Source organism: Planomonospora parontospora, assembly GCA_014647935.1.
Taxonomy (GTDB): domain Bacteria; phylum Actinomycetota; class Actinomycetes; order Streptosporangiales; family Streptosporangiaceae; genus Planomonospora; species Planomonospora parontospora.
On record BMQD01000013.1, the window covers coordinates 39,314 to 63,842 of the forward strand.

Genomic DNA, 24,529 nt, shown 5'->3' on the forward strand with positions numbered 1-24,529 from the left:
ATCCGGGGTCCGGTCCGGTGGCGCTGCTCGCGCACCGGCTCTGGGAGCTCAAGGAGAGGGCGGGCGACCCGTCTTTCGCGGAGATGTCCTCCCGTCTGGGAGCGGCGGCCTCGAAGTCGTCGCTGGCCGCCGCCGCCCGGGGACGGACGCTCCCGACCTGGGAGACGACGTGGGAGTTCGTCCGGGTCCTCGCGGTCGGCCGGCTGGGACAGGACGAGCGGGAGACCGAGCGGGAGTGGCGGTCGTACTGGGAGCAGGCCAGGACCCAGGGTCCGCCGGCCTCCCCCGCGGCGGAGAGCGAGCCGGCGCAGACCGGACCGGCGCAGAACACACCGGCGCGAACCGGACCGGCGCAGAACACACCGGCGCGGACGGGAACGGTGGCCGGACCGGCGGAGAGCGGGCTCGCAGAGGGCGGGCCCGTGGCGGACGGTCCCGCTCCGGCCGCGCGGTCGCTCCGCATCCGCATCGGCAGGCCCGTCGTCCTCGGCGTGCTGTCCGCCGTACTCGCCGGTGGCGCCGGCGCGGTGGTCGCCGCGTTCTCGCCGTTCGGCGGCGAGAAGGCGCCGGACAAGGCCGTGCCGCACGAATCACCGGCATGGACGGCGCAGTCGAGTGACGACTCCGTCTTCGAGGGGGACGTCACCTACCCGGATGGGAGCACGGTGCGCAGGAAGGCGCACTTCACCAAGGTGTGGCGGATCCGCAACGCCGGAACCGTCCCCTGGGAGGGGCGGTATCTCACCCGGATCAACAGCACGCCGTGCCGTGCCCCCGAGCGGATCGCGATCGAGCCGACCGCGCCGGGAAGGACGACCGACATAGCGGTGCGCGTCCGCGCCGCCGCCGGCCCGGCCAGATGCAAGATCTTCTGGAAGATGACCAGCGAGGACGGGACCCCGCTGTTCCCCGCAAAGAAGCCGATCTTCCTGGACGTCAGCGTGCAGTGACCGCGAGCGCGGACCGGCCGCTCCGGCGTCGGCGTCCGTGCGGCGTCGGTGTCGGGGCCGGCGTCGGCGTCGGCGTCGGAGCTCGTACGGCCCGGCGGACGGCGGACGCCGAACCTTCCCGAAGCTCTTCCCGAAGAAGATCCCCCGGTGGGGTGCGGAATGCGTCCGGGAGGAGAGAACCACTCGAAGGAGTCTCCGTGGGAGACGCGCACGAGTGGCCGGGAGCGGGGAGGGGTGTGCGGTGACCGCGACGGGGATTCCGGCCGCGCCCTCGGCGGCGGGCCGGGCCGGGGCGGCGCTGCTGGCCGCCATGGTGGCGGCGCAGGTGGCGACCGGGCTGCAGCCGCGGCCGATCCTGCTCACCAGCGTGGTCGTGCTGCTGCTGGCGGCGGCCGCGGTCGCCTTCGCCGCGGCGGTCCACACCCTCCCGCGGGCGGCCGCGGCCTTCGCCGCCGCCGTCGCGGCCGGCTACGCCGCGGAGTGGATCGGCACGAGGACCGGGGTGCCGTTCGGCGACTACCACTACACCGGCCTGCTCGTGCCGCAGCCCGGCGGCGTCCCGGTGATCGTCGCACTGGCCTGGGGCGGCATGGGTCTGGCGGCCCACGCGGCGGCCTCCGCGGCGGCGCCGGCGAGCCGGGCGGCGCGCGTCGCGCTGGGCGCGGCGGCGCTCACCGCGTGGGACCTGTTCCTGGATCCGCAGATGATCCGGCTGGGCCTGTGGGTGTGGCACGAGCCCGGTCCCTACCGGGGCGTCCCGCTCGGCAACTTCGCCGGCTGGCTGGCCGTGTCGCTGCTGGTGATGGTGCTGATCGACCTCTCCCTGCCGGACCCGGCGGCGCGCAGCACCGGCCTGGCCGCGCTGTACACGGTGATGGCGGTCATGGAGACGATCGGGTTCGCGGTGGTCTTCGACCCGCCCGACCCGCTGGTCGCCGCCGCCGGGGGGATCTGCATGGGTGTGTTCGTCCTGCTCGCCTGGAGGCGTCGATGGCGGAAGTGATCGTGGTCGGAGGCGGCGTCGGGGGGATGGTCTCCGCGCTGCTGCTGGCCCGCGGGGGGCACCGGGTCCGGCTCTACGAGCGGCTGCCCCGGCTGGGCGGCAAGCTCGCCGAGCACCGGCGCGACGGTTTCACCTTCTCCGAAGGGCCGTCCCTGCTCACCCTACCGGACCTGTTCACCGGCCTGGGGCTGGAGCTCGACCTGGTGGAACCGCGCGAGCTGTGCCGCTACCGCTTCGCCGACGGCTCGGTGCTGACGGCGCCCCGGGACCCGGAGCGGATGGCCGGGGCCGTGGAGCGGCTCGCGCCGGGTGAGGGGGCCGGCTGGCGGGCGTTCCACGCCTGGGCCCGGCGGTGCTACGAGGCGTCGGCGCGCGGTTTCTTCGCCGGGCCGCCGGTCTCCCTGTCCCGGTCCGCGCCGCGCGGGAGCCTGTCCGACCTGGCGGCGGTCGCGCCCGGCCGGACCCTGCACGGGCTGGCCCGGCGCTTCTTCACCGATCCGCGCCTGCTGCAGTACGCCGGCCGCTACGCCACCTACGCCGGTTCCAGCCCCTACCGGGCACCCGCCGCACTGGCCTGCGTGCCCGCGATCGAGCACGGCGAGGGCGGCTGGTACGTGGCGGGCGGGCTGCCCCGGCTCGCCGACGCGCTCGCCGCGGCCCTGGAGAAGGCCGGCGTGGAGGTCGTCCTCGGCGCCGAGGTCACCGGGGTGCTCGCCGGCCGCGACCGGGTGCTGGGCGTACGGCTGGCCTCCGGCGAGCGCGAGCACGCCTCGGTCGTGGTCGCCAACACCGACGCGGCGGCGCTCTACGGGCGGCTGCTGCCCGACCGGCGGCGGCTGCGGCGGACCGCCTCGCTCGGCCTGTCCTCCTCGGCGTTCCTGATGATGGCCGGGGTGGAGGGCCGGACCGAGGGGCTGGCCCACCACACGGTGCTCTTCTCCGCCGACTACGAGCGGGAGTTCGCCGACGTCTTCGACCGGCGGCGCCCGCCGGAGGACCCGACCGTCTACGTCGGCTGCTCGGCGGTGGACGACCCGTCGCAGGCCCCGGAGGGCTGCGAGAACTGGACCATGCTGGTCAACGTCCCGGCCCGCGACCCGGGCCGGTGGCCGATGTCCCCGCACGCCTACCGGGACCTGGTGCTGGAACGCCTGGCCGGCCGGGGCCTCGACCTGTCGGGCCGGCTCCGCTTCGTCGACCTGCTCACCCCCGCCGACCTGCGCGACCGCTACGGCGCCTGGGGCGGGGCGATCTACGGCGGCGCCTACGCGGGACCGCTGGCCCCGCTGCGCCGCCCCGGCAACCGGGGGCCGCTGCGCGGCCTGTACCTGGTGGGCGGCTCGGCTCATCCCGGCGGCGGGCTGCCGCTGGTGGCGATGGGCGGACGCATCGTGGCGTCGCTGGTGGCCGAGGACTTCCCCCGGTGACCCGCTCCATCCGCCCTCGGACCGCCGTCCCGATCGGCGCCGTCCCGGTCACCGCCCTCACCACCACCGCCCGGGCCGCCGCCGCGCGGACCCGCCGCCGGACCGCAGTCCCAGTCAGCGCCGCCGCCGCGCGGACCGGCCGTCGGGGTCCGGTCCGGGCCGCCCTGGCCGCGCTCACCGCGTGCCAGGCCGCCGCCGCGGTGGTGGTCGCCGTACGGCTGGCGCGCGGGCGCACCCGCCTGCCCCCGCTCTCCCCCGTGGCCGGTCCCCGGGACGGCCGGCCCTCCCCGGCGGACGGTCCCGGGCCCGGCCGGCCGTCCCCCGCGGCCGATCCCGGGCGCGGCCCGCGCATCTCCGTGGTGGTCCCGGCCCGCGACGAGGAGCACCGCATCGGGCCGTGCGTGTCGGCGGCGCTCGCCGACCCGGCCGTCGCGGAGGTCGTGGTGGTCGACGACGGCTCCCGCGACGGCACGGCCCGGCTGGCCGCCGGACTCGGCGCGAAGGTCCTGGCAGCCCCTCCCCTGCCGCCGGACTGGGTGGGCAAGCAGTGGGCGCTGCGGCACGGGACCGAGGCGGCCCTCGGCGACGTCGTGGTCACCCTCGACGCGGACGCGCGCCCCGCGCCCGGCCTGTTCGGGGCGGTGGCGGCCGCCCTGGACGCCTACGACCTGGTCACGGTGGGCCCCCGGTTCGTCTGCGACGGGATCGCCGAGCAGGCGCTGCACTCGGCGTTCCTGTCCACGCTGGTCTACCGGTTCGGCCCGATCGGCCCGTCCTCCCCTCCGCCGCCGCACCGGGTGGTGGCCAACGGCCAGTGCACGGCCTTCCGCCGTACGGCGATGCTGGCCGCCGACGGGTTCACCCGGGTCCGCGGGCACCTGACCGACGACGTGGCGCTGGCCAGGACCCTGGCCGCGGACGGCTGGTCGGTGGGATTCCTGGACTCGGGCGGGCTGCTGGAGGTGGACATGCACGAGTCCGCGGCCGAGGTGTGGCGGGAGTGGGGCCGCTCGCTCCCGCTGCGGGACGTCACCTCCCCGGGACGCCAGGCCGCCGACCTGGCGGTGCTCTGGCTCACCGCCGCGCTGCCCCCGATCCGGCTGGTCGCGGGCCGGCCCACCCGGCTCGACCTCGCGCTGCTGGCGGTCCGGCTGCTGCTGGCCGGGGCGCTGCGCGGCAGCTACACCCGGCCGGGGCCCGGCACGCTGCTCTCCCCCCTGCTGGACCCGCTGGCGGCCTTCCGGCTGACCGCGGCGACCCTGCGGCCCGTCCGCACCTGGCGGGGCCGGTCCTACCCGGCGGCCGCCGCGGGAGCCGTCCCCGGGACCGCTCCGGCCGCCGCCCCCGGCGGACCGGGGACGGCCGTCGGGCCGGGGGCGGGGCGGCCCGTCCGGAAGGTCACGACGGGCGCCGGGCGGTCCGCGCGGCCTGACCGAAGCGCAACCCGATGAGGCACATCAGCGCGCCGGTCCCGGCGACGTGCGCGACCGGCGCGAACGGCAGCTGCAGCAGCGGGAGGGCGAACACCCCGGCCCGCGCCCCGATCGCGAAGGAGCGGGCGGCCAGGGCGGTGCCGACCAGGACGGCGAGGCCCAGCAGGAAGGCGGGCGGGCAGACGACCGCGAAGCCGCCCGCGAAGGTGAGGATCGAGCGCCCGCCGCGGAACCCGGCGAACACCGGCCACGCGTGCCCGGCCATCGCCGCCGCCACGGCGAGGTACACCGGGACGGTGCTGGCGCCGGAGACCGCGCCGGACCCGGCCGTGTGCCCGCCGCTCGCCCAGAGGGCGAGCAGCGCGGCGAGGGCCCCCTTGAGCATGTCACCGGCGAAGACCGGCGCGGCGGCCCTCCCGCCGAGCCGCTCCTTCATGTTCCAGAAGCCCGGGTTGCGGTCACCGACCGCGCGCGGGTCGAAGCCGTGCGCGCGGGCGACGAGCACCGCGACCGGCACGGATCCGAGAAGGTAGGCGCCGATGACGGCCACGGGCAGGGGCAGGGGCACGGGAACCATCGCCTCGTTCCACCTCGTCAGGTATGCGGATCTGGGGGCCATGCGGCACATGGCGTTCGACCGGCCGGTGCTGGCGCGCACCCCCGGACTGGTGTTCCGGCGGCTGCTGGGATCCGGCCGGGGCGCGTCCATGAGCCTCGGCGCGGACCTGCGCCGCTGGGCGCTGTTCGCGGTCTGGCGCGCCGAGCGGGACCTGGACGCCTTCCTCGCCCGCTCTCCGGTGGCGGCGCGCTGGCGCGACGAGGCCGTGGAGTCCTGGCAGGTACGGCTCGCGCCGCTGGCCTCGCGCGGGAGCTGGGGCGGGGTGGACCCGTTCGGTCCGATCGCGGACGGCCCGGCCGGAACCGGGCCAGCCGGAACCGGACCCGCCGGAACGGGATCGGCCGGGGACGGCGCCGGCCGGGACGGGCCGCCGGGCCCGCGGGAGGGCTCCGGTCCGGTCGCCGTGCTGACCAGGGCGTCGATCCGGCCGTCCCGGCTGGTCGCGTTCTACCGTTCGGTCCCCGCCGTCGACGCCCTGCTCCGGGAGCAGGACGGCTGCCTGGCCTCGGTCGGCGTCGGGGAGTGGCCGCTGGCCCGGCAGGCCACGTTCTCGCTCTGGCGCGACGCCGCCGCGGTCCGGGACTTCGCCCACCGGGGCCGGGCGCACCGCCGGGTGATCGGGCGGACCCGGGACGAGGGCTGGTACGCGGAGGAGATGTTCACCCGGTTCGCCCCCTACGGCAGCGCGGGGACCTGGAACGGGACCGACCCCCTGGCGGGGTCCCCCGCCTCCTCCGGCCCCCGCCCGTAGCCGGCTCACCGCCGTTCCCCCGCCTCCCCCGGCCCTCGGCCGCAGCCGGCTCACCGGGCCGGTTCCGCCGCGCGGCGCCCCGGTGCCCGGACCGGCTTCCCTCCCCGGGCGAGGTCGCGTGCCACCACGCACGCCCGGGCGATCGTGCGGGCGCGCGAGGAGCCGTGCGCGACGACGACGGTGCGGCTCAGCCCGAGCAGCGCGGCTCCCCCGTGCGTCTCGGGGTCGTAGCGGCCGGCCACCTCCCGCAGTTCGTCCGGCCGGGCGATCCCGGCGTGCGCGATCATGGACAGGGTCGTCCTGACCGCCCCCTCGACGTTCTTGAGCACGACATTGCCGGTGAAGCCGTCGGTGACGATCACATCGACGACGCCCGCCAGCACGTCGTGGCCCTCGACGGTGCCGTGGAAGCGCAGCGGCAGCCGCCGGAGCAGCTCCTCGGTCCTGCGGGTCAGCCGGTTGCCCTTGCCCGGTTCGGAGCCGATCGAGAGCAGGCCCACCGTCGGCTCCGCCGTGCCGAGCACGAGCCGGGCGTAGGAGGTGCCGAGGAGCGCGAAGCCGGCGACCATCTCCGGCGTGGGGTCGGCGGTCGCCCCGGCGTCGAGCAGCACGCTCGAACCGCCGGTGACCTGGGGCAGCGCGATGGCCAGGGCGGGCCGGAGCACGCTCTCCGCCCGGCCGACGCGCCGGATCGCGCACGAGACGACCGCCCCGGTGGAGCCGGCCGAGACAAAGGCGGCCCCGGCGCCCCGGCTCAGCAGCTCGCAGCCGACCGTGATGCTGGAGGTCCCGGAGAGCGCCCCCGGGCCCCGCTCCCCCATCGGGACGGCCTCCTCGGCGTGGACCACCTCGATCTCACCGGAGGCGCCGTACCGCGCCAGTTCCCGGCGGATCTCCTCGGCCCGGCCGACGAGCAGCACCGGCACCCCGTGCTCCCGCAGGGCGGTCACGGCTCCCCTGACGGTCTCGGCGGGCCCGTGGTCCCCGCCCATCGCGTCGACGACGACCGGTTCCGGCATCGTGTCCTCCTGGCAACGGTGATGGATGGTGGTCAGCGGCCCTCCCACCCGGGCCGCAGCGCCCCGGCCGCCCGGCGCTCCGCCCGGCCCGCCGCGGCGGCCGCGGACAGGTGGCGGGCGAAGACGGCCAGCCTGCGGCGGCGGGGCACGGTCGCCCTGCCGCCCAGCACGTCGTAACCGGCGGCCTCGATCCGGTCGAGGATGCCGCCGTACAGCTCGTGGGCCGCGCGCACGCACGGCCGGGAGGAGGGGGTGAGCAGGGCCACGCCCTCCGCCGCCCGCCGGTAGTGCGCGCGCGCCCGCTCGGCCTCGAAGGCCAGCAGGTCGCGCAGAGCCGGGGTGGGCGCGCTCCGGCCCAGGTCGGCGACGGAGACGCCGAACCGGTCCAGGTCGGCCAGGGGCAGGTAGACCCGGCCGCGCGACAGGTCCTCGGCGACGTCGCGCAGGAAGTTGGTGAGCTGGAAGGCCAGTCCGAGCTGGCGGGCCGGTTCGCGCGCCCGTTCCGCCATGCCGGGCAGGGGTTCGAGCACGGGCAGCATCATCGTGCCGATGACGGCGGCCGAGCCCTCCATGTAACCGAGCAGGTCGTCGTAGGTGTCGTAGCGGGTGACGGTCAGGTCGGCCCGCATCGACTCCAGGAACGCCTCGACGTCGCCGTGGTCGATGCCGAAGCAGCGCACGGTCTGCGCGAAGGCGGGCAGCACCGGGTCGCCGGTGGCCTCCCCGGCGAGCGCGGGGGCCAGGCGCCCGGCCAGCTCGTCGAGCGCGGCCTCGCGGTCGCCGGTCATCGTGAAGGAGTCGACGATCTCGTCGGCGTGCCGGGCGAAGCCGTACAGCGCGTGCACGTGGGGACGCTTCCAGGCCGGGAGCAGGAGGGTCGCCAGGTAGTAGGAGCGGCCGTGGCGGGCGTTCAGCCGGCGGCAGAGCTCGTAGCTGCGGGTCAGCGGGACGGGAGGCGGTGACACGGGAGGGCGTCCGGGCGCGGGCACGGACGGGACGCGCGGCGGGGACGGAGACGAGGGCGGGGGCTGGGGCGAGGACAGGACGCGCGGCGGGGACGGAATTCGCGGCGGGGTGGGCGGCGGTGTCATCGGCGGGCCTCCAGGATGCGCTCGGCGGCCAGCCGTCCCGAGATCAGCACCGGGGGGACCCCCACCCCCGGCGCGGTGTACATGCCCGCGAAGTGCAGGCCGGGGACCCGCCGGGCGGCGCCCGCCGGGCGGAACCAGGCCGTCTGCCGGAACCGGTGGTCCAGCGCGAACGGCGTGCCCGCCGAGTGGCCGAGCCCGGCCCAGCCGGGCGGGTCGAAGCCGAGCCGGGGGGCTCCGGACAGGTCGCCGTACCCGAGGTCCGCGAGCCTGCCCAGCAGGCGCTCCTCCAGGCGCGGGGTGAGCCCGTCCCAGCGGGCGCGCTGCAGGTTGGGCGCGGGCTCCAGCACGGTGAGCGTGGCGTGCCCGGCGGGCGCGGCGCCGGAGTCGGACTCGGGGTAGGTGACGAGCAGGTTCGGATCGCCCTGCGGCCTGCCCCGGGCCAGGTCGGCGAAAGAGGAGTGCCACTCCCGGCCGAAGTGCAGGGTGTGGTGCGCCTGGCCGGGCAGGCGCCGGTCGAGGCCGAAGTGCAGCACCAGGCAGGAGGGCGAGTAGCGGGGCCGGCGCAGCCGCCAGTCGCCCGCGCCGCGCGGCAGCAGCCCGGCGTGGGCGTACGGCAGGTCGCAGGCGACCACGACGTCGCGGGCGGCGAGGCGCTCGCCGGTGTCGAGCCGGACGCCGCTGACCCCGGAGGAGCCGGCCTCGACCCGGACGGCGCGCACGCCGTACCGCAGCCGCGCCCCGGCCTTCTCCGCCACGGCCGCCATCGCCTGGGGGATGGCGTGCATGCCGCCGTGACGGGGGAAGTAGACGCCGCCTACCGTGTCCATGTGGGCGATCACCGCGTAGATGCCGAGCGCCTGCCGGGGCGAGAGGCCGACGTACAGCGCCTGGAAGGTGTGCGCCCTGATCAGCCGGGGGTCGGTGAGGTGGCCCGCCACCAGGCGGTCCAGCCGCCGGAAACCGCCCAGCGCGGCCAGCCGGGCCAGCCGGGTCAGGGCCGCCGGGCGGGCCAGGTTCCGCAGCCGGGTCATGTCCCGGTCGATGAAGGCGTCCCACTCTGCCGCGAACAGCTCGGCGAGGCGGGCGCGGAAGCGCCGGTAGCGGCCCGCCTCCGCCGCCCCGCACAGCCGCCGCACCTCCTCGGCCATCGCGTCCTCGCCGGCCACCACGTCCAGGTGGGAGCCGTCGTGGTAGCGCAGCCGGTAGTACGGGTCCAGCCGGCGCAGCGGCAGCCAGGACTCCAGATCCTCGCCCGCCGCGGCGAAGGCGTCCGCCAGGACGCCGGGCATGGTGAGCACCGACGGCCCGGTGTCGAAGCGGTACTCTCCCAGCCGCGCGGTCCCGCAGCAGCCGCCGGGCACGTCGCGGGCCTCCACCACGGTCACGTCCCGTCCCGCGGCGGCCAGCCGCATCGCCGCGGCCAGGCCACCGAGCCCGGCTCCGATCACCACGGTCGGGCCCATGCGCGCTCCTCGCTCTCCACCGGACCGGCGGACTCCCCGCCGGGTCCGCGGGCCGGGTCGGCCCGCGGGTGGCCGCTCCGTGCCCCTGCCCGCTTCCGGCCCGTTCATCTCCCGGAATCGTGCAAAGAGCGTGCGATCACTATCCGGGTCTTCGGCCGGGACCCGTCCCGCGGATGCACCCGGTGCCCCGGAGAAAGTCCGCGACGCAGGCCGGCCGCGGCGGCCAGGTGGTCGTGCAGCTCGGCGTGGCGGAACTGGTAGACCGGACCGGTGGTGCGCAGCAGGCCGAGGCGGTGCATGTCGTCGAGGAACGGGATCAGCCTGACGGGCAGGGATGTGGCGCGGGTGCGCAGGAGGAGCACGCAGGCCAGCCAGGCGTGGTGGTGCCCGAAGAGGAGCGCGGCGGCCGGCCCTCCGGTGAGCCCGAGTGCGAGACCGGCCCCGAGCACGTCGGCGGGATCCCCCGCCACACGCCAGAGGAGCAACCCGAACGCGGCGCCGAATCCGCCGGTGAGCACGATCGTGCGGACGAGGGTGAGGTTCCTGTCGGCCGCCCAGACCGAGGCGGGGGTGCTCGCGGCGACCAGGGAGGTGGGGTGCTCCACCTGCCTCACCCAGGGGACGAGCATCGCCGCGAGCCCGACCATGAGGCCGAGATAGAACACGGCCTCCGTGAGGACGAGGACGGACCGGCCCCAGGGAGTCCGGCCCGGCGCCCCTTCCAGGAGCACCCACGCCCCTCCGGCGACGAGCACGGTGACCGCCCAGATCACGAGCCCTCCCACGATCCCCCGGACGGGGACGCGGACCAGGCGGCGCAGCCGTACCTCGGCGAATCCCGGCGTCTCGTGGAACCACCGCCCCGCCCCGAGGGCGAACGCGACGACAAAGACGGAGGCGAGGACGGACGCGCGTACCAGGGGGGCGCCGGGGCCGGTGGCCGCGAGCCAGGCCGTGAACGCGGACCAGCTGACGGCCCCGGCCGCGAGCCCGGCCACCGCCTGGAGGCGGCGCCGAACGGCCGGGGAGGCGGCCTGGCGGGCCAGCCGCCACCAGGCCAGGTCCCGGGTGCCGTCGCGGGTCAGCAGCACGGCCACGTCGCCCAGCCAGGTGTACGCCTGAGCGGGATTCCAGGCCCGCCGGGGACGGAAGAGGTCGGACCGTTCCCCGGTCGGCGGCCGGGCCCGGATGAGCGTCCCGACCAGGCGGTCCAGCAGCCCGGCCCGGAGCACCTTCGCGTCGGCGCCGAGTCCCCCGAGCAGCGGGGTGGGATCGGCGTTGGGCACGACGTAGACCATGCGGAGCAGCCACAGGCCCAGCGGGGTGCCGGCCACCGCCGACAGCCCGGGGGCCGAGCCCGAGCGCACGGCCGCCAGCACCTCCGACCAGTCGTGCGCGGGCACGGGCGGCAGGCAGTCCCTCAGGTAGGCGGCGGCGGCCGAGGGGGTGAGCACCGCCGGGACGATGACGGCCGCGGCCGTCAGCACGGCTCCCGCGCTCCGGACGGCGGCGGCGAACTCGCTCGTGCGGCTGGTGAGGATCACCTGGTCGCGGTCCGTCAGCGAGCCGTTCAACGCCGTGATGACCTGCGCCCGGGCCGGCGGGGGCAGCTCGTCCAGCCCGTCCAGGACGGGCAGCACGTGCCCCTGCCCGGCCAGCGCCGCGGGGGTGCCGGCGCCGCCGTACTCCGCGGCGCACAGGGCCGGGTAGTCGGCGGCCAGCCGGGCCCCCAGCCACTCGTGCAGCCGCGGGTGGCGGCCGGTGTCCCATCCGGCGACCGACAGCAGCACCGGGACCGGCTCGTCGTCGGTGCGGGTGGCGATCAGCTCCAGCAGCAGCTGGACGGCCAGGGTGGTCTTGCCCATGCCGGGGCCGCCGGCGATGACCAGCCGCCGGCAGCGCAGCCGGCGGAACTGCCCGGCCAGCCTGCGGACGTCGCCGGCGCAGCCGCTGAAGGACAGTTCCTCCACCGCGATCAGGCTCGGGTGGTCCATCAGCGCGTGCTTGCTGGTCAGGTTCCAGGCGACCGGGATCGGTTCGGGGTCGCCCAGCGCCCGGATCCGGGCCTCCTCCCTCCACTGCCGGTTCACCAGGCCCGCCAGCGCCGTCTTGGCGACGGCGACGTCCGGCACGGGGGGCGGCGGCCGGCGCCTGCAGGCCCACTCGTAGACCCACTTCAGCACGGCTCCCCCGATCCCGATGAGGACGCCGCCGACCAGCTCGTTGAGGAGGTCGGGACCCACCTTCCTGCCCGGGTCCAGTCTGCCGAACAGCATCACCGTGGCGAGAGCCGCGGATGTCAGGATCGCGAGGACCAGGGCGATCCGCGCCCGGCGCCCGCGCATGTCCGGGAGGGGCATGCCCCCTCACTCCCTTCCGGTCTGCGCGACGTGGCCGGCGCGGTCCGGTCACGCCTCCGGCGGATCCGGGATCGGAACCGGATCCTGCTGCCCTCCCCTCCAGGCTCTCTCAGGACCAGGCACACGACTTCTCAAATGTCATGATGTGCCCGACTTTTTCCTAAGTCCGGAGGTCCGGGCCGTCCTGGGTTTCCGGATCCGCGGCGGGCAGGCGGACGGTGAACACGGTGCCCCCGTTCTCCCCGGGGCAGGCGGTGATGCTGCCGCCGTGCGCGTCGACGATCGCCTTGGCGACGGCCAGGCCCAGGCCGGTGCCCTTGGTCCCGGCGTCCTTGGCGGTGGAGGCGCGGAAGAACCGGGTGAACAACTGCGGGTACTCCTCGGCGGGGATGCCTATGCCGGTGTCCGCCACGGTGACGACCACCACCTGGCAGCCGTCGTCGTCCCGCCTCGCGGTCACGGTGACGGCGCCGTCGGGAGGGGTGTACTTGATCGCGTTGGACAGCAGGTTGTCCAGCACCTGGCGGAACCGTGCCGGGTCGGCGTGCACGGGCAGTTCGCCGGCCACGTCCGCGGTAACGGTCAGGCGCCTGGCCGCGGCGGCGGGCCCGTGGTCCTGGACCGCCTGGTGGATGAGCGGGGTCAGCGAGACCCGCCGGGGTTCGACGCTGATGTGCCCGCTGTCCATGCGCGCCAGGTCCAGCAGATCGTCGGTCAGCCGCTGCAGCTGCTCGCTCTTGCGGTCGATGACGTCGGCGAAGGACCGTCTCTCACCGGTCAGGCCGGGATCGTCCAGGAGCATCTCGGTGTAGCCGCGGATGGCCCCGATCGGGTTGCGCAGCTCATGGCTGACCACGGCCATCAGCTCGTCCTTCATCCGGTCGAGCTCCTGCAGGTGGCGCACCTGCCGCTGCTCCTGGGCGAGCAGCCGCTCGCGCTCCTCGGCCATCCGGTGGCGTTCGGTGACGTCGGTGGAGATGCCGTCGACGAAGAGCCGGTCGACCTCGCGGCGGGGCATGGCCCGGATCCAGATCCACCGGGTGATCCCGTCCCGCCCGAGGGCGCGGAACTCGACCGTCCCCGGCCGGCCGGAGACGAGGGCGGCGCAGAAGGCGGAGAAGTCCGCCGCGTCGTCGGGATGGACGTGCCGGCTGACGTGGTCGATCAGGTCGTCCCCGATGTCGGCCGGCAGTTCCTCGCCGAGCACGCTGGACCCGAACGAGCTGGCGTAGACGGGGCGGGCCTTGCCCTCGGAGGTGATCTCGACGGTCCACACGTCCTCGTTGACGTGGGTGACGATCTCGTTGAACTGGCGGCGGTCGGTGGCCAGCGCGAGGGCGAGCTCCTCGGCGCGGCGGCGTTCCATGTAACGCCCGACGCAGGCGCAGACGTCGTCGAGCAGGGCGGCGAGATCGTCGTCGGCCCGCTGGACGGCGTCGGTGCAGAAGACCAGCACGCCCAGCACCCGGTGGCCGCTGCGCACCGGCAGTCCGATGGCGGTGCGCAGGCCGCACCGGAGCGCCGCCTGCTTGCGGGAGAACTCCTCCGGATCCGCGGTCAGGTCGGAGAACCAGACCGGGCAACCGGTGACCCACACCGTGCCGGGCAGTCCCTGCCCCGGCCGGAACGTCACCGTCCGGTCACCGGTGAAGGCGGACAGGTCCCGGCCGGGCCGGACCCAGGAGCCGATACGGGTGACGCCGGCGTCGGAGCCCGCCTGCCAGTACTCACCGCAGGTCCAGCCGAGCGTGTCGGCCACCGCGGCGACCACGCCCGCGGCGGCCTGCTCGGCGGAGCCCGCCTCGGCCAGCACCTGCGCCACGGCGTACCGGGTCTCACGCAGCGTATCGGCCCGGCGCCGGTCGGCGATGTCGTGCACGAACATGCGGCAGACCTGCTCGCCTCCCTCGACGTCGACCCGCAACGCCATCTCCACGGGGAACTCCCGCCCGGCCCGGTCGACCGCGGTCAGCTCCAGCCGGACTCCGGGGGAGTCCCGGGCGACGCCCTCACGCATCCGGCGGAGGCTCTCGCCGTACTCGTACCGCGCCCGGGACGAGAGGATCAGCTCGCCCAGCGGCCGCCCGGCGGCCTCGGCGGCGGACCAGCCGAAAAGCCTGCCGGCCACGGAGTTCCACCCCCGCACCCTTCCCGCGGCGTCGGCCGAGATGAACGCGTCGGGGCCGCGGTCGAGGATCTCCCGCAGCCGCAGCACCTCCTGCCGGGCCGAGAGCAGCGCGTTCCCGGCCTCCGCCGCCCGCGAGCGGCGGGAGCCGTGGACGCGGCCTGTCTGCCTCATGGTGACTCCTCCCGAACCCCGGCATCCGACCGGCCCGCAGTCCGGGACGGGTGCCGGGGATCATGGATGCGGATCTTCAGTTCGGAGCCGCGCGGCGGTGCCGGACGCTCGGCGGCGGCGGGCGTTCAGCCGAGCCGCGACACCCCGTCGTCCTCGGGGTGGCCGGGGTCCTCCTCGGCGGGATCGCGGGGCTCGGCGTACGGCTCGGCGGTCGGCGGATGCCCCGCGGCGATCTTCTTGGCCCGCATCAGCTCGGCGTCGAACTCGGCGCCCAACAGGATCGCCATGTTGGACAGCCAGAGCCAGACCAGGAAGACCACCACGGCGCCGAGCGTGCCGTAGGTCTTGTTGTAGGAGCCGAAGTTGGCCACGTAGACCGCGAATCCGAGGGAGACCACGATCCACAGCAGCACCGCCAGCACGCCGCCGGGGCTGATCCAGGGGAACCCGGGCTGGCGGACGTTGGGCGCGGCCCAGTACAGGAGCATCACCAGGGCCGAGACGATGAGCATCAGGACGGGCCACTTGGCGTAGCTCCAGATCGTGACCGCGGTCTCCCCGAATCCGAGGGCCTCGCCCGCGACGCGGGCGAGCTCGCCGGTGAAGGTGACGATCACCGCGCTGGCGGCCATCAGGACGACGAACACCAGCGTGAGGCCGACCCGCAGCGGGGTCAGCTTCCAGAACGGCCGGCCCTCCTCGATGTCGTAGATGGCGTTCCCCGCCCGGACGAAGGCCGCGATGTAGCCGGACGCCGACCAGAGCGCCACCAGCAGACCGAAGATCGCCACCAGGCCGGTGCCGCCGCTCCGCCGCAGGTTACCCACCTGCTGCTCGACCAGGTTGGTGACGTCCTGCGGCGCGATCGCCGCCACCTGGCTGAGGATCGTGGAGATCACGTCCTGCCCGACCAGGCCGGACAGCGAGACCAGGACGATGAGGGCGGGGAAGACCGACAGCACCGCGTAGTAGGTGAGGGCGGCGGCCCAGTCCGCCACGTTGTCCCGCCGGAACTCTCCGACCGTCCGCTTGAGAACCCCCCACCAGGCCCTCGGCGGCAGTTGCGCGGGCGTCTCGGGGGCGCCGGGGCCCGCCTTCCCGGGGGCCCCGGCGGCTCGCGCTGCGCTCATCTACCGGTTCTTCCTCACCCACGGGACACGGGCCGTGCCGGCTCCGGGACCCCTCCTGACCCAGGGGACGCGGGCGACGGAGACCTGCCTGCCCTTCCCCAGCCAGGGGACGCGGGCGACGTCGACCTGCTTGCCCTTCCAGAGGCCCAGGACGCCGGTCGGCTCGGACCGCGCGGTCCGCCTGCGCCGCATGACGCGGACGACGGCCAGCGCGACGGCGCCGACCACCGCCAGGGTCGCGAAGGGCCGCCGGCCGGCCTCCGTCGAGACCTTCTCCGCGGCGTGCCTGACCTCGGCGGGCGTGGCCTGCCGGGCCTTGTCCAGCACTTCGGGCGCCGCGCCCTTGACACGGTCCAGCATGCCGGTGGCCGTACCGGCCGTGGCGGCGCCCATGCGCTTGAGGTCGTCGCCCATGTGGGCCGCCTTCTCCTGGACCCGGCCCTTCACGTCGGTCTTGTGCACCAGTGCCTCCACACTGTCTCCCAGCTCCCGGCGGGTCTCCTCGATCTCCCGCCGCACGGCTTCCTCGGGGGTCTCCGGCCCACGGGTGGAACCCCTGTCGCGTCTGAGCAGTTCGGGCGTCCCGTCGCTCTCCCAGGGCGGGAGCCCGAGGTCGTCGGTGGGCGTCCCCTCGCCCCGGGAGCCGGCGGCCCCCCTCGGCTCGTTCGGCGGGATGTTCAGGGACCCGCGCTCGTCCGGGGGCACCGGGGTGCCGATCTCCTGCCTGCGGGAACCGGTCGCGCCCGCGGGAGCGACGTCCCTGCCGCGACCCGGGTCGGTCTCACTCATCGGTGTGCCCTCTCCTTCACGGCGTCGATGTCGTTCTTGACGCTGCGGATGGTCCGCTGTGGGGCGGGCGAGCCCGCCGCGGACACCTGGCGCTTGCCGCGGAGCCCGAGCACCGCGGCCGCGAGCAGCAGCACCGCGCCGACGACCGCCGCGGCCGCCCACGCGGGCATCGCCTGGGCGAGGAGCAGGATGACCGCGGCGACCAGTGCGCCGCCTCCGAACAGGGCGATGACTCCCGCCCCGCCGACCATTCCCGCGCCCCGTCCCGCGTGCCGGCTCTTCTCCCCGAGCTCGATCTTGGCCAGCCGGATCTCGTCCCTGACCAGCCGGGAGACCTCCTCCGAGATCTGCTTGATCAGCTCGCCGGTGGAAAGGCCATCTTTCGTACTGTTCGCCATGTGACGCGCCTCCTCCCTACAGAGGTAGGCGCTACCCTCTCCTGCCACGGCAAACATGCGGCCGGGACCGCCCGGCGACGACCGCCGGGTCAGCGCTCCGACCGGAAGATCAGCACCAGGACGCGCAGTCCCAGCATGGCGCTGATCGCCAGCAGGTTGTACCCGAGGAGCTGGAGGAGGCCGACCCCGGGCGTGACGGACGGCCCGCCCTCGGTGCCGAGCAGCAGGACGGCCATGACCCCGGTGGTGGCCGCCAGGACGGTCAGCAGCACCTGGTGCAGCACCCCGGTGACGTAGCGCCGGTCGCGCTCGTCGGCGAAGAGCCGGACGTTCACCCCGAACCGGCCGTGCTCGGCGGCGCCGACGATCCGCTCCACCCGGCGGGGCAGGCGGCGCAGCATGGGCAGCAGGTGCAGCATCTCCTGCGCCGCGGCCTCCCGGATCCCCTCCGGGCCGCCCCGCTCGGCGAGGTGGCGGGCGGAGAAGGCCCGGGCCTCGGCGACGATGTCGAATCCGGGGGCGAGCCGCGCCAGTGTCCCCTCGACGGTGCCCAGCGCCCGGAAGACCGCCGCGACCTCGGGCGGCACCGACAGCCCGTGCGCGGAGACGACGCGGAACAGGTGCGAGAACATCCGCATGTCGGGGGCGGCCCCGGTGACCAGGTGACGGGCCATGAACCGGCCGAGGTCGCGCTCCAGCTCGCGTTCGTCGATCTCGTCGGGGCGCGCCACGACCTCCAGCAGGGCGTCGCTCACGCCCAGCGGGTCGCCCCGGTCCAGGGCGGCCAGCAGGCGCTGCAGCGCACCGCGCAGCGCGGCGTCGAGCCGTCCCACCGAGCCGAAGTCCAGCAGCCCCAGCCGGCCGTCCTCCAGCAGCATGATGTTGCCGGGGTGGGGATCGGCGTGGAACACGCCGTGCACCATGATCTGGCGGAGCAGCGTCTCCAGCAGGGTCCTGGCGAGCCCCTGCCGGTCCGCCCCCTCCGGTACGGCGCCGCCGAAGGGGATGCCCGCCAGCCGCTCCATCACCAGCATCCGCCGCGAGGATAGCTCCGGCCGGGGCGCGGGGACGTGGACCGGCTCCCCCGCGGCGGCGGCGGCCACGGCGGCCATGTTGGCGCTCTCGACCCGGAAGTCGAGCTCCTCCCGCAGCGCCTCGGCGAACCCCCGGGCCAGCTCGCCCACGCCGAACGCCCGCCCCCAGCCGGTCCGCCGCTCCAGCGACCGGGCCAGGCGCGCCACGATGTCGAGGTCCTGCTCCACCACGGCCGCGATCCCCGGGCGCTGGACCTTGACCACCACCTCTTCGCCGCCGGTCAGGCGCGCCCGGTGGACCTGCGCGATCGAGGCCGCCGCCAGGGGCTCGCGCTCGAACTCCGCGAACGCCTCCTCCACCGGCCCGCCGAGCTCGGCGGCGAGCACCCGCTCGATCTCCGCCCACGGGGCCGGGGCCGCCCGGTCCTGGAGCAGCCGCAGCTCCTCGACGAACTCCGGGGGAAGCAGGTCGCTCCGGGTGGACATGATCTGGCCGAGCTTGACGAAGGTGACGCCGGCCTCGTCGAGGGCGAGGCGCAGCGCCTCGGCGGTCCGGGCCCGGCCGGCCGGGGCGCTCGGGCCGGGATCGCGCCCGCGCAGGTAGGGACCGAGGCCGTGCCGGATCAGGATGCGGGTGATCTGCAGGTAGCGCCGCGACCTGACCGCCCTGCGGCGCACCGCCCGGACGAGTTCCAGCGGCCCCGGCAGCGAGCCGGGCGGCACCAGCGCCTCCGCGACGACCAGGAACACCAGACCGGCGAGCAGTGCGCACAGCACCGCCAGGACGAAGAACCACAGCGGGGTGATGCCGGTGTCGGCGGGGTCCACGGTCCCGGCGAACGCCTGCATGAGCGGCCCGACGATGGCGATCACCAGCGCCCCGGCCAGCAGCGTGCGGACCGTGCCGAAGCGCAGGCCGAGCACGCGCCGCGCGGCCACCGCGAATCCGGCCAGCATCACCGCGACCGTGGCCGCCAGGCCCACCACCACCAGGAAGTCCACCGGTCCCCGCCCGTCTTGATCACGATTCCCGGCGGCCAGACTAGCGAGTGGCGGAAATGCAGGTATACAGGCGAGGATGGGAACCTTGTTCCGTCCGGGATGAGGGTTCCGTTCCGGTCCCGGGTCCCACCCGGGACACGGACTCCACCCGGGATCCGACGTCAGGCCCGGAACGCGGCGAGGAAGGCGGCACGCTCGACATGGCACAGATCGTCGGGGGCGGACGCCCGGTCAACGACGCCGAGCGGCGGGTCATCGCGCACCTGCGGGACAACGCGCCCGGCGACTGGCTGCTCCTGCACAACATCGAGGTGCCGCGCGAGGACGACTCCTTCGAGGTCGACCTGGTCGTGCTGACCGGCCACTCCCTGTGCGTCATCGACGTCAAGGGCACCCGGGGCCGGATCGAGGTGGCCGGGACCCGGTGGTTCCCGGAGCGGCGCAGCGCCTTCGGCTCCCCGGTCAGCAAGCTGCGGGGCAACGGGCGGGCGCTCAAGGGCCTGCTGATGCGGGCGCGCCGGGAGCTGGAGCGCGTCTACGTCGACAGCGTCGTCGTGCTGACCGGGGCCGGCGCCGAGCTGGTCGACCCGGCCGGGCGCGACTCCCGGCACGTCACGGACCTGTCGGGGCTGATCGCGACGCTGGGCGACGCCTCCCGGGTCCGGCGCGGCTACAGCACCGACACCGGGCCGTACCGGACGGCGATCATCGAGGCGCTGAACGGGAGCGTCCGGCGCTCCACCGCGCCCCCGAGGTTCGGCAACTGGGAGGTGGAGGAGGAGCTCGGCGGGGACAACCGGGTCACCGAGTACCGCGCGGTCAACGCGACGGTGCGCGGCGGCGAGACGGTCCTGCTCCGGGTCTACCGGGCCGACCCGCTGGCCGAGGAGGGGCCGCGGGAGGCCGAGCGGCGGCTGATCACCAACGCCTACCAGGCCCTGACCCGGATCCCACCGCACCCGTGCGTCGTCCGCTCCCGCGACTTCTTCGCCGTCGACGACGAGAGCCGGTTCGTGCTGGTCCTCGACGACGTGCACGGCCGCGCGCTCCACCTGCACCTGGGCGCCTCCGGGCGGCACGCGCCGCCCGCCGCGCAGCGGCTCGGCATGCTGGTGGGCATCGTGGAGGACATGCTGGACGGCCTGGCCCACGTGCACGCCAACAACGTGGTCCACCGGGCGCTCAGTCCCGCCTGCGTGCTCGTCGCGGAGGACGGGCGCGCGATGCTGACCGGGTTCGACTACGCCAAGCCCGGCCCGCGCGCGCACACCGTGGCCAACGAGCTGCCCAACGTGCTGGACACCCACTACGTGGCCCCCGAGTGCCAGGCCAGGCCGGAGCTGATGACTGCGGCCTCCGACGTCTACGCGGCCGGGGTGATCGCCTTCCGGCTGCTCACCGGCGCGCTGCCGCCCGCGAGCCCGGACGCCGAACCCGCACCGGGTGACGCCGCGCCCGGGATCGCGCCGGAGGTGATGGACCTGCTGCGCCGGATGCGCGACCACACGCCGGCCAAGCGCCCCTCCGCCGCCGAGGCCCTTGCCGACCTGCTGCGGGCCCGCGACGGGCTGGCCCCCGCACCCCGCGTACGGCCGGAGCCCGCCCGGCCGGGCCGGTTCCGGGAGGCGCTGCGCCGCATCTCGGGCAGGTCGGCGTGAGGGTCCCCGAGCGGACGTGAAGGCGGGCCGGACCTCCGTCGCGAGGATCCAGCCCGCCCCGCGGCACGCGGGAGACGGCGGCGGGAGGCCCCGGAGGCCGGGGCCGGGCCCCCGCCGCTCCCGGCGCGGACGGGAGGGGCGGGGCTCAGCGCAGGAAGGCCGCCGCCACCCCCGAGTCGACCGGGACGTGCAGTCCCGTGGTGCGGCCCAGGTCGCCGCCGGTCAGCGCGAAGACGGCCGCCGCGACGTGCTCGGGCAGGACCTCGCGCTTGAGCAGGGTGCGCTGGGCGTAGAACTCGCCCAGCCTCTCCTCCTCCACCCCGTAGACCGCGGCCCGGTTGGCACCCCAGCCGGAGGCGAAGATGCCCGAGCCGCGCACCACCCCGTCGGGGTTGACGCCGTTGACCCGGATGCCGTGCCCGCCCAGCTCGGCGGCGAGCAGCCGCACCTGGTGCGCCTGGTCCGCCTTGGCCGCGCCGTACGCCAGGTTGTCCGGGCCGGCGAAGACGGCGTTCTTGGAGGAGATGTAGACGATGTCGCCGCCCATCGCCTGGTCGATCATCACCCGGGCGGTCTCCCGCGAGACCAGGAAGGAGCCCCGGGCCATCACGTCGTGCTGCAGGTCCCAGTCGGCGGCCGTGGTCTCCAGCAGCGACCGCGACAGCGAGAGGCCGGCGTTGTTGACGACCAGGTCCACGCCGCCGAAGGCCAGGACGGCCTGCCGTACCGCGGCGGCGACCTGCTCCTCGGAGGTGACGTCCATCTCCACCGCGATCGCGGCGTCGCCCGTCCGGTGGGCCTTCGCCCCGATCCCGGCGGCGACCTTCTCCGCGGCGGCCGCGTCGCGGTCGGCGACCACCACGCACGCGCCCTCGGCGGCCAGCCGCCGGGCGGTGGCCGCGCCGATGCCCGAGCCGCCCCCGGTGACCAGCGCCACCCGCGCGGCCAGCGGCCTGGGTACGGGCATCCGGCGGAGCTTGGCCTCCTCCAGCTCCCAGTACTCGATGCGGAACTTCTCCGACTCCTCGATCGGCGCGTACGACGACAGCGCCTCGGCGCCGCGCATCACGTTGATCGCGTTGACGTAGAACTCGCCGGCCACCCGGGCGGTCTGCTTGTCCCTGCCGAAGGAGAACATGCCGACCCCGGGCACCAGCACGATCGCCGGGTCGGCGCCGCGCATCGGCGGGGACTCCGGCGTGGCGTACCGCTCGTAGTAGGCGGCGTAGTCGGCCCGGTAGGCGGCGTGCAGCTCACGCAGGCGCGCGGTCACCGCCTCCAGGGGCGCGTCGGCGGGCAGGTCGAGCACCAGGGGCCGGACCTTGGTGCGCAGGAAGTGGTCCGGGCAGGAGGTGCCCAGCGTGGCCAGGCGGGGGTGCTCGGCGCGGGCCAGGAAATCCAGCACCTCGGGGGTGTCGGTGTAGTGGCCGACCTGCGGGGCGTCGGTCGAGGCCAGGCCGCGCACCAGCGGGAGCAGCGCGGCGGCGCGCTCGTGCCGGGCGGGCCCGGACAGCGGCTCGCAGCCGGGCAGCACCGCGCCGAACGGGTCGGGGCGGCCGTGCTCGGCGATGTACGCCTCGGCGGTGCGGATGATCTCCAGCGAGCCGGCCTCGCACGCGGCGGAGGTGTCCCCCCAGGCGGTGATGCCGTGACCGCCCAGGATGCAGCCGATCGCCCGCGGGTTGCCGGCCTTGACGGCGGCGATGTCGAGGCCGAGCTGGAAGCCGGGCCGCCGCCAGGGCACCCAGACCACCCGGTCGCCGAAGATCCGCCGGGTCAGCTCGGGGCCGTCGGCGGCGGTGGCGATCGCGATGCCCGCGTCGGGGTGCAGGTGGTCGACGTGGGCGGCGTCGACCAGGCCGTGCATCGCGGTGTCGATGCTGGGCGCGGCGCCGCCCCGGCCGAAGGCGCAGTGGTCGAAGGCGGCGACCATCTCGTCCTCGCGCTCGACCCCCGGGTAGACCCCGGCCAGGGCGCGCAGCCGGTCCAGGCGCAGCACGGCCAGGCCCGCCTCGCTCAGCGTGCCCAGGTCGCCGCCGGAGCCCTTGACCCACATCAGCTCCGTCTCGGAGCCGGTGACCGGGTCGGCGGCGGTGCCCTTGGCGGAGGTGTTGCCGCCCGCGTAGTTGGTATTGCGCGGGTCGGCGCCGAGCGCGTGCGAGCGCCGCAGCAGTTCTTCGACCGGTGACGTCATGACAGTGTGTCCCCCAACGAGTCCTTCAACGAATCGTCCGTGTCCTCAAGGCCGTCTCCTCAAGGCCGTGTCCGCAAGGCCGTGTCCGCACGGCCGTCTCCTCGGAGCGGTCTTCTCGGAGTGGTCGTGAGCCGTGTCCGCGAAGCCGCGTCCCCGGGGCGGAGCAGGCGCCTCGGCCGGGCCCTCGCGGCGGGCTTCCGGCCCGGGCACCCGGCGCTCACGCGCCCCAGCCGGCCTGCGTGCCGCCGACCCGCTCGGCGCAGACCTTCTCGAAGTAGCCCGACCGGGCGTAGGCGGCCATCGGGTCGGGCTCCAGGCCCGCCTCCGCGCGCAGCTCCGCCAGGAGCGGCCGCACGTCGGTGTTGTAGGCGTCCATCAGCACCGCGTTGGCGCCGAGCACGTCCCCGGCCGCCTGCACCGCGGCCAGCGCGCCGGTGTCGACCAGCAGGGCCTTGGCCGTGGCCTCCTGCACGTTCATCACCGAGCGGATCTGACCGGCGATCTTCGGTTCGATGTTGTGGCACTGGTCGAGCATGAACGCCACGCCCGAGTCCGGGCCGTACCCGCCGCCGCGGACCACCTCGAACATGATCCGGAAGAGCTGGAACGGGTCGGCCGAGCCGACCATCAGGTCGTCGTCGGCGTAGAAGCGGGAGTTGAAGTCGAAGCCGCCGAGCCTGCCCTCGCGCAGCAGGAACGCCACGATGAACTCGATGTTGGTGCCCGGCGCGTGGTGCCCGGTGTCCACGACGACCTGCGCCTTCTCCCCGAGCCGGACGCAGTGCGCGTAGGCGGTGCCCCAGTCGGGCACGTCGGTGGCGTAGAACGCCGGCTCGAACAGCTTGTACTCCAGCAGGAACCGCTGGCCCTCGCCGAGCCGGTCGTAGACCTCCGATAGGGCCTCGGCCAGCCGGTCCTGGCGGGCCCGCAGGTCGTCCTGGCCGGGGTAGTTGATCCCGTCGGAGAACCAGAGCTTGAGCGTGTCGGATCCGGTGGCGTCCATGATGTCCACACATGCCAGCAGGTGGTCGGTCGCCTTGCGCCGGATCCGCGGATCGGGGTTGGTGACGCTGCCCAGCCGGTAGTCGTCGTCCTGGAACACGTTGGAGTTGATCGCGCCGATCCGCACGCCCAGGCCGGCGGCGTGCGCGGACAGCGCCGCGTAGTCGTCCACCCGGTCCCACGGGATGTGCAGCGCCACGCTGGGCGCGATCCCGGTGAACGCGTGCACCTGGGCGGCGTCGGCCAGCTTCTCGAACGGGTCGCGCGGCACCCCGGGCTGGGCGAACACCTTGAAGCGGGTGCCGGAGTTGCCGTACGCCCAGGAGGGGGTCTCGATGGCCTGCGCCCGCAGCGCGGCCTTGATGTCGGTGGTCATGTCTTCCCGATCAGTCCAGGTGGAACACTTCGTCGAGCGGGCTCATGCCCTCGTCCGGGCGCCCGTCGAGGGCTTCGAAGAACGGCGCCATCTCGGCCTGCCAGCGGGCGTTGACCTCGGTCCCGGCCATCGCCGCGCGGGCGGCCGCGAAGTCCTCGGTCTCCAGGTAGCCCACCAGCAGCCCGTCGGGGCGCAGGAACAGCGAGTAGTTGCGCCATCCCGCCTGCCGCAGGGCGTCGAGCATCTCCGGCCACACCTCCCGGTGCCGCTCCCGGTACTCCTCCAGCCGCTCGGGCCGGACCTTCAGCAGGAAGCAGACGCGCTGCACACGGGCTCCAGATTTCTCAAAACGTTTTAAGAACTTCCAGGAAGGTACGGCGTACGCACCGCCCTGTCAATGCGGCTAAATCGGTAATACGGTGTGAAGCTCTACTGAATCGGACGGCAATGCGAGGTGACACGTTTTAAGCAGTCGACGAGGCAAGCGCCGTCGGCCGGACCGGCCGGACCGGCGGCCCAGGGACGCCCGCG

General features: G+C 75.2%; 19 protein-coding genes. 6 read left to right on the plus strand and 13 right to left on the minus strand.

All coding sequences use genetic code 11. From position 1 onward, the window contains the following. Positions 1-17 precede the first annotated feature (17 nt). From IEZ07_RS20655 to IEZ07_RS20670, 4 genes are all read left to right on the plus strand, one after another. Positions 18-950 carry an NBR1-Ig-like domain-containing protein gene (locus IEZ07_RS20655; RefSeq protein ID WP_191896253.1) on the plus strand — a complete coding sequence of 311 codons (933 nt, stop codon included), beginning with the start codon at positions 18-20 and terminating at the stop codon, positions 948-950. A 241-nt stretch (positions 951-1,191) separates the two neighbouring features. After that, positions 1,192-1,953: a carotenoid biosynthesis protein gene (locus IEZ07_RS20660; protein WP_239320332.1), complete on the plus strand. Its 762-nt coding sequence runs from the start codon at positions 1,192-1,194 to the stop codon at positions 1,951-1,953. Beyond that, positions 1,941-3,380, plus strand: coding sequence for a phytoene desaturase family protein (locus tag IEZ07_RS20665; protein WP_191896254.1), 1,440 nt, complete (start codon positions 1,941-1,943; stop codon positions 3,378-3,380). The genes IEZ07_RS20660 and IEZ07_RS20665 overlap by 13 nt, the downstream gene beginning before the upstream one ends. Next, a complete protein-coding gene (locus IEZ07_RS20670; protein WP_239320331.1) occupies positions 3,377-4,831 on the plus strand; it encodes a glycosyltransferase family 2 protein in 1,455 nt (484 codons plus the stop codon). The genes IEZ07_RS20665 and IEZ07_RS20670 overlap by 4 nt, the downstream gene beginning before the upstream one ends. Here IEZ07_RS20670 and IEZ07_RS20675 read toward each other — a convergent pair. Next, on the minus strand, positions 4,779-5,390 hold the full coding sequence (locus IEZ07_RS20675; protein WP_191896255.1) for a glycerol-3-phosphate acyltransferase: 612 nt from the start codon (positions 5,388-5,390) through the stop codon (positions 4,779-4,781). The two genes, IEZ07_RS20670 and IEZ07_RS20675, sit on opposite strands and share 53 nt — an antisense overlap. On the opposite strand from IEZ07_RS20675, the gene IEZ07_RS20680 reads away from it, so the two are divergent. Continuing rightward, positions 5,353-6,183 carry a spheroidene monooxygenase gene (locus IEZ07_RS20680; RefSeq protein ID WP_239320330.1) on the plus strand — a complete coding sequence of 277 codons (831 nt, stop codon included), beginning with the start codon at positions 5,353-5,355 and terminating at the stop codon, positions 6,181-6,183. The genes IEZ07_RS20675 and IEZ07_RS20680 overlap by 38 nt on opposite strands. 50 nt (positions 6,184-6,233) lie before the next feature. Here IEZ07_RS20680 and plsX read toward each other — a convergent pair whose 3' ends face one another. From plsX to IEZ07_RS20725, 9 genes are all read right to left on the minus strand, one after another. Continuing rightward, positions 6,234-7,202, minus strand: a complete 969-nt coding sequence (plsX, locus tag IEZ07_RS20685) for a phosphate acyltransferase PlsX (RefSeq protein ID WP_191896256.1) — start codon at positions 7,200-7,202, stop codon at positions 6,234-6,236. 32 nt (positions 7,203-7,234) lie between these two features. Then, positions 7,235-8,167, minus strand: a complete 933-nt coding sequence (locus IEZ07_RS20690; protein WP_239320328.1) for a phytoene/squalene synthase family protein — start codon at positions 8,165-8,167, stop codon at positions 7,235-7,237. A gap of 122 nt (positions 8,168-8,289) precedes the next feature. Continuing rightward, on the minus strand, positions 8,290-9,756 hold the full coding sequence (gene crtI, locus IEZ07_RS20695; RefSeq protein ID WP_191896258.1) for a phytoene desaturase family protein: 1,467 nt from the start codon (positions 9,754-9,756) through the stop codon (positions 8,290-8,292). 104 nt (positions 9,757-9,860) lie between these two features. Next, a complete protein-coding gene (locus IEZ07_RS20700) occupies positions 9,861-12,116 on the minus strand; it encodes an NACHT domain-containing protein (protein WP_191896259.1) in 2,256 nt (751 codons plus the stop codon). Between the two features lie 160 nt (positions 12,117-12,276). Next, entirely contained in the window at positions 12,277-14,415 is a 2,139-nt protein-coding gene (locus IEZ07_RS20705; protein WP_191896260.1) for a PAS domain-containing sensor histidine kinase, read from the minus strand. Positions 14,416-14,540: 125 nt separating this feature from the next. Beyond that, a complete protein-coding gene (locus tag IEZ07_RS20710) occupies positions 14,541-15,545 on the minus strand; it encodes a YihY/virulence factor BrkB family protein (RefSeq protein ID WP_191896261.1) in 1,005 nt (334 codons plus the stop codon). After that, positions 15,546-16,334 (minus strand): DUF3618 domain-containing protein, encoded by a 789-nt coding sequence (locus IEZ07_RS20715; RefSeq protein WP_191896262.1) that lies wholly within the window; start codon positions 16,332-16,334, stop codon positions 15,546-15,548. Beyond that, complete coding sequence (locus IEZ07_RS20720) at positions 16,331-16,732, minus strand: phage holin family protein (protein WP_068895598.1); 402 nt, start codon at positions 16,730-16,732, stop codon at positions 16,331-16,333. Before IEZ07_RS20720 ends, IEZ07_RS20715 begins: the two co-directional genes overlap by 4 nt. An 89-nt stretch (positions 16,733-16,821) precedes the next feature. Further along, positions 16,822-18,768: an ABC1 kinase family protein gene (locus tag IEZ07_RS20725; RefSeq protein WP_239320326.1), complete on the minus strand. Its 1,947-nt coding sequence runs from the start codon at positions 18,766-18,768 to the stop codon at positions 16,822-16,824. Between the two features lie 200 nt (positions 18,769-18,968). Here IEZ07_RS20725 and mads6 point away from each other — a divergent pair, with 200 nt between their 5' ends. Beyond that, entirely contained in the window at positions 18,969-20,426 is a 1,458-nt protein-coding gene (gene mads6 / locus IEZ07_RS20730) for a methylation-associated defense system protein kinase MAD6 (RefSeq protein ID WP_191896263.1), read from the plus strand. A gap of 145 nt (positions 20,427-20,571) precedes the next feature. Here mads6 and IEZ07_RS20735 read toward each other — a convergent pair whose 3' ends face one another. The 3 genes from IEZ07_RS20735 to IEZ07_RS20745 form a co-directional block, all read right to left on the minus strand. Then, on the minus strand, positions 20,572-22,620 hold the full coding sequence (locus tag IEZ07_RS20735; RefSeq protein WP_191896264.1) for a bifunctional aldolase/short-chain dehydrogenase: 2,049 nt from the start codon (positions 22,618-22,620) through the stop codon (positions 20,572-20,574). Positions 22,621-22,837: 217 nt separating this feature from the next. Then, positions 22,838-23,998 (minus strand): L-rhamnose isomerase, encoded by a 1,161-nt coding sequence (gene rhaI, locus IEZ07_RS20740; RefSeq protein ID WP_191896265.1) that lies wholly within the window; start codon positions 23,996-23,998, stop codon positions 22,838-22,840. Positions 23,999-24,008: 10 nt separating this feature from the next. After that, positions 24,009-24,326, minus strand: coding sequence for an L-rhamnose mutarotase (locus tag IEZ07_RS20745; protein ID WP_191896266.1), 318 nt, complete (start codon positions 24,324-24,326; stop codon positions 24,009-24,011). Positions 24,327-24,529: the final 203 nt, after the last annotated feature.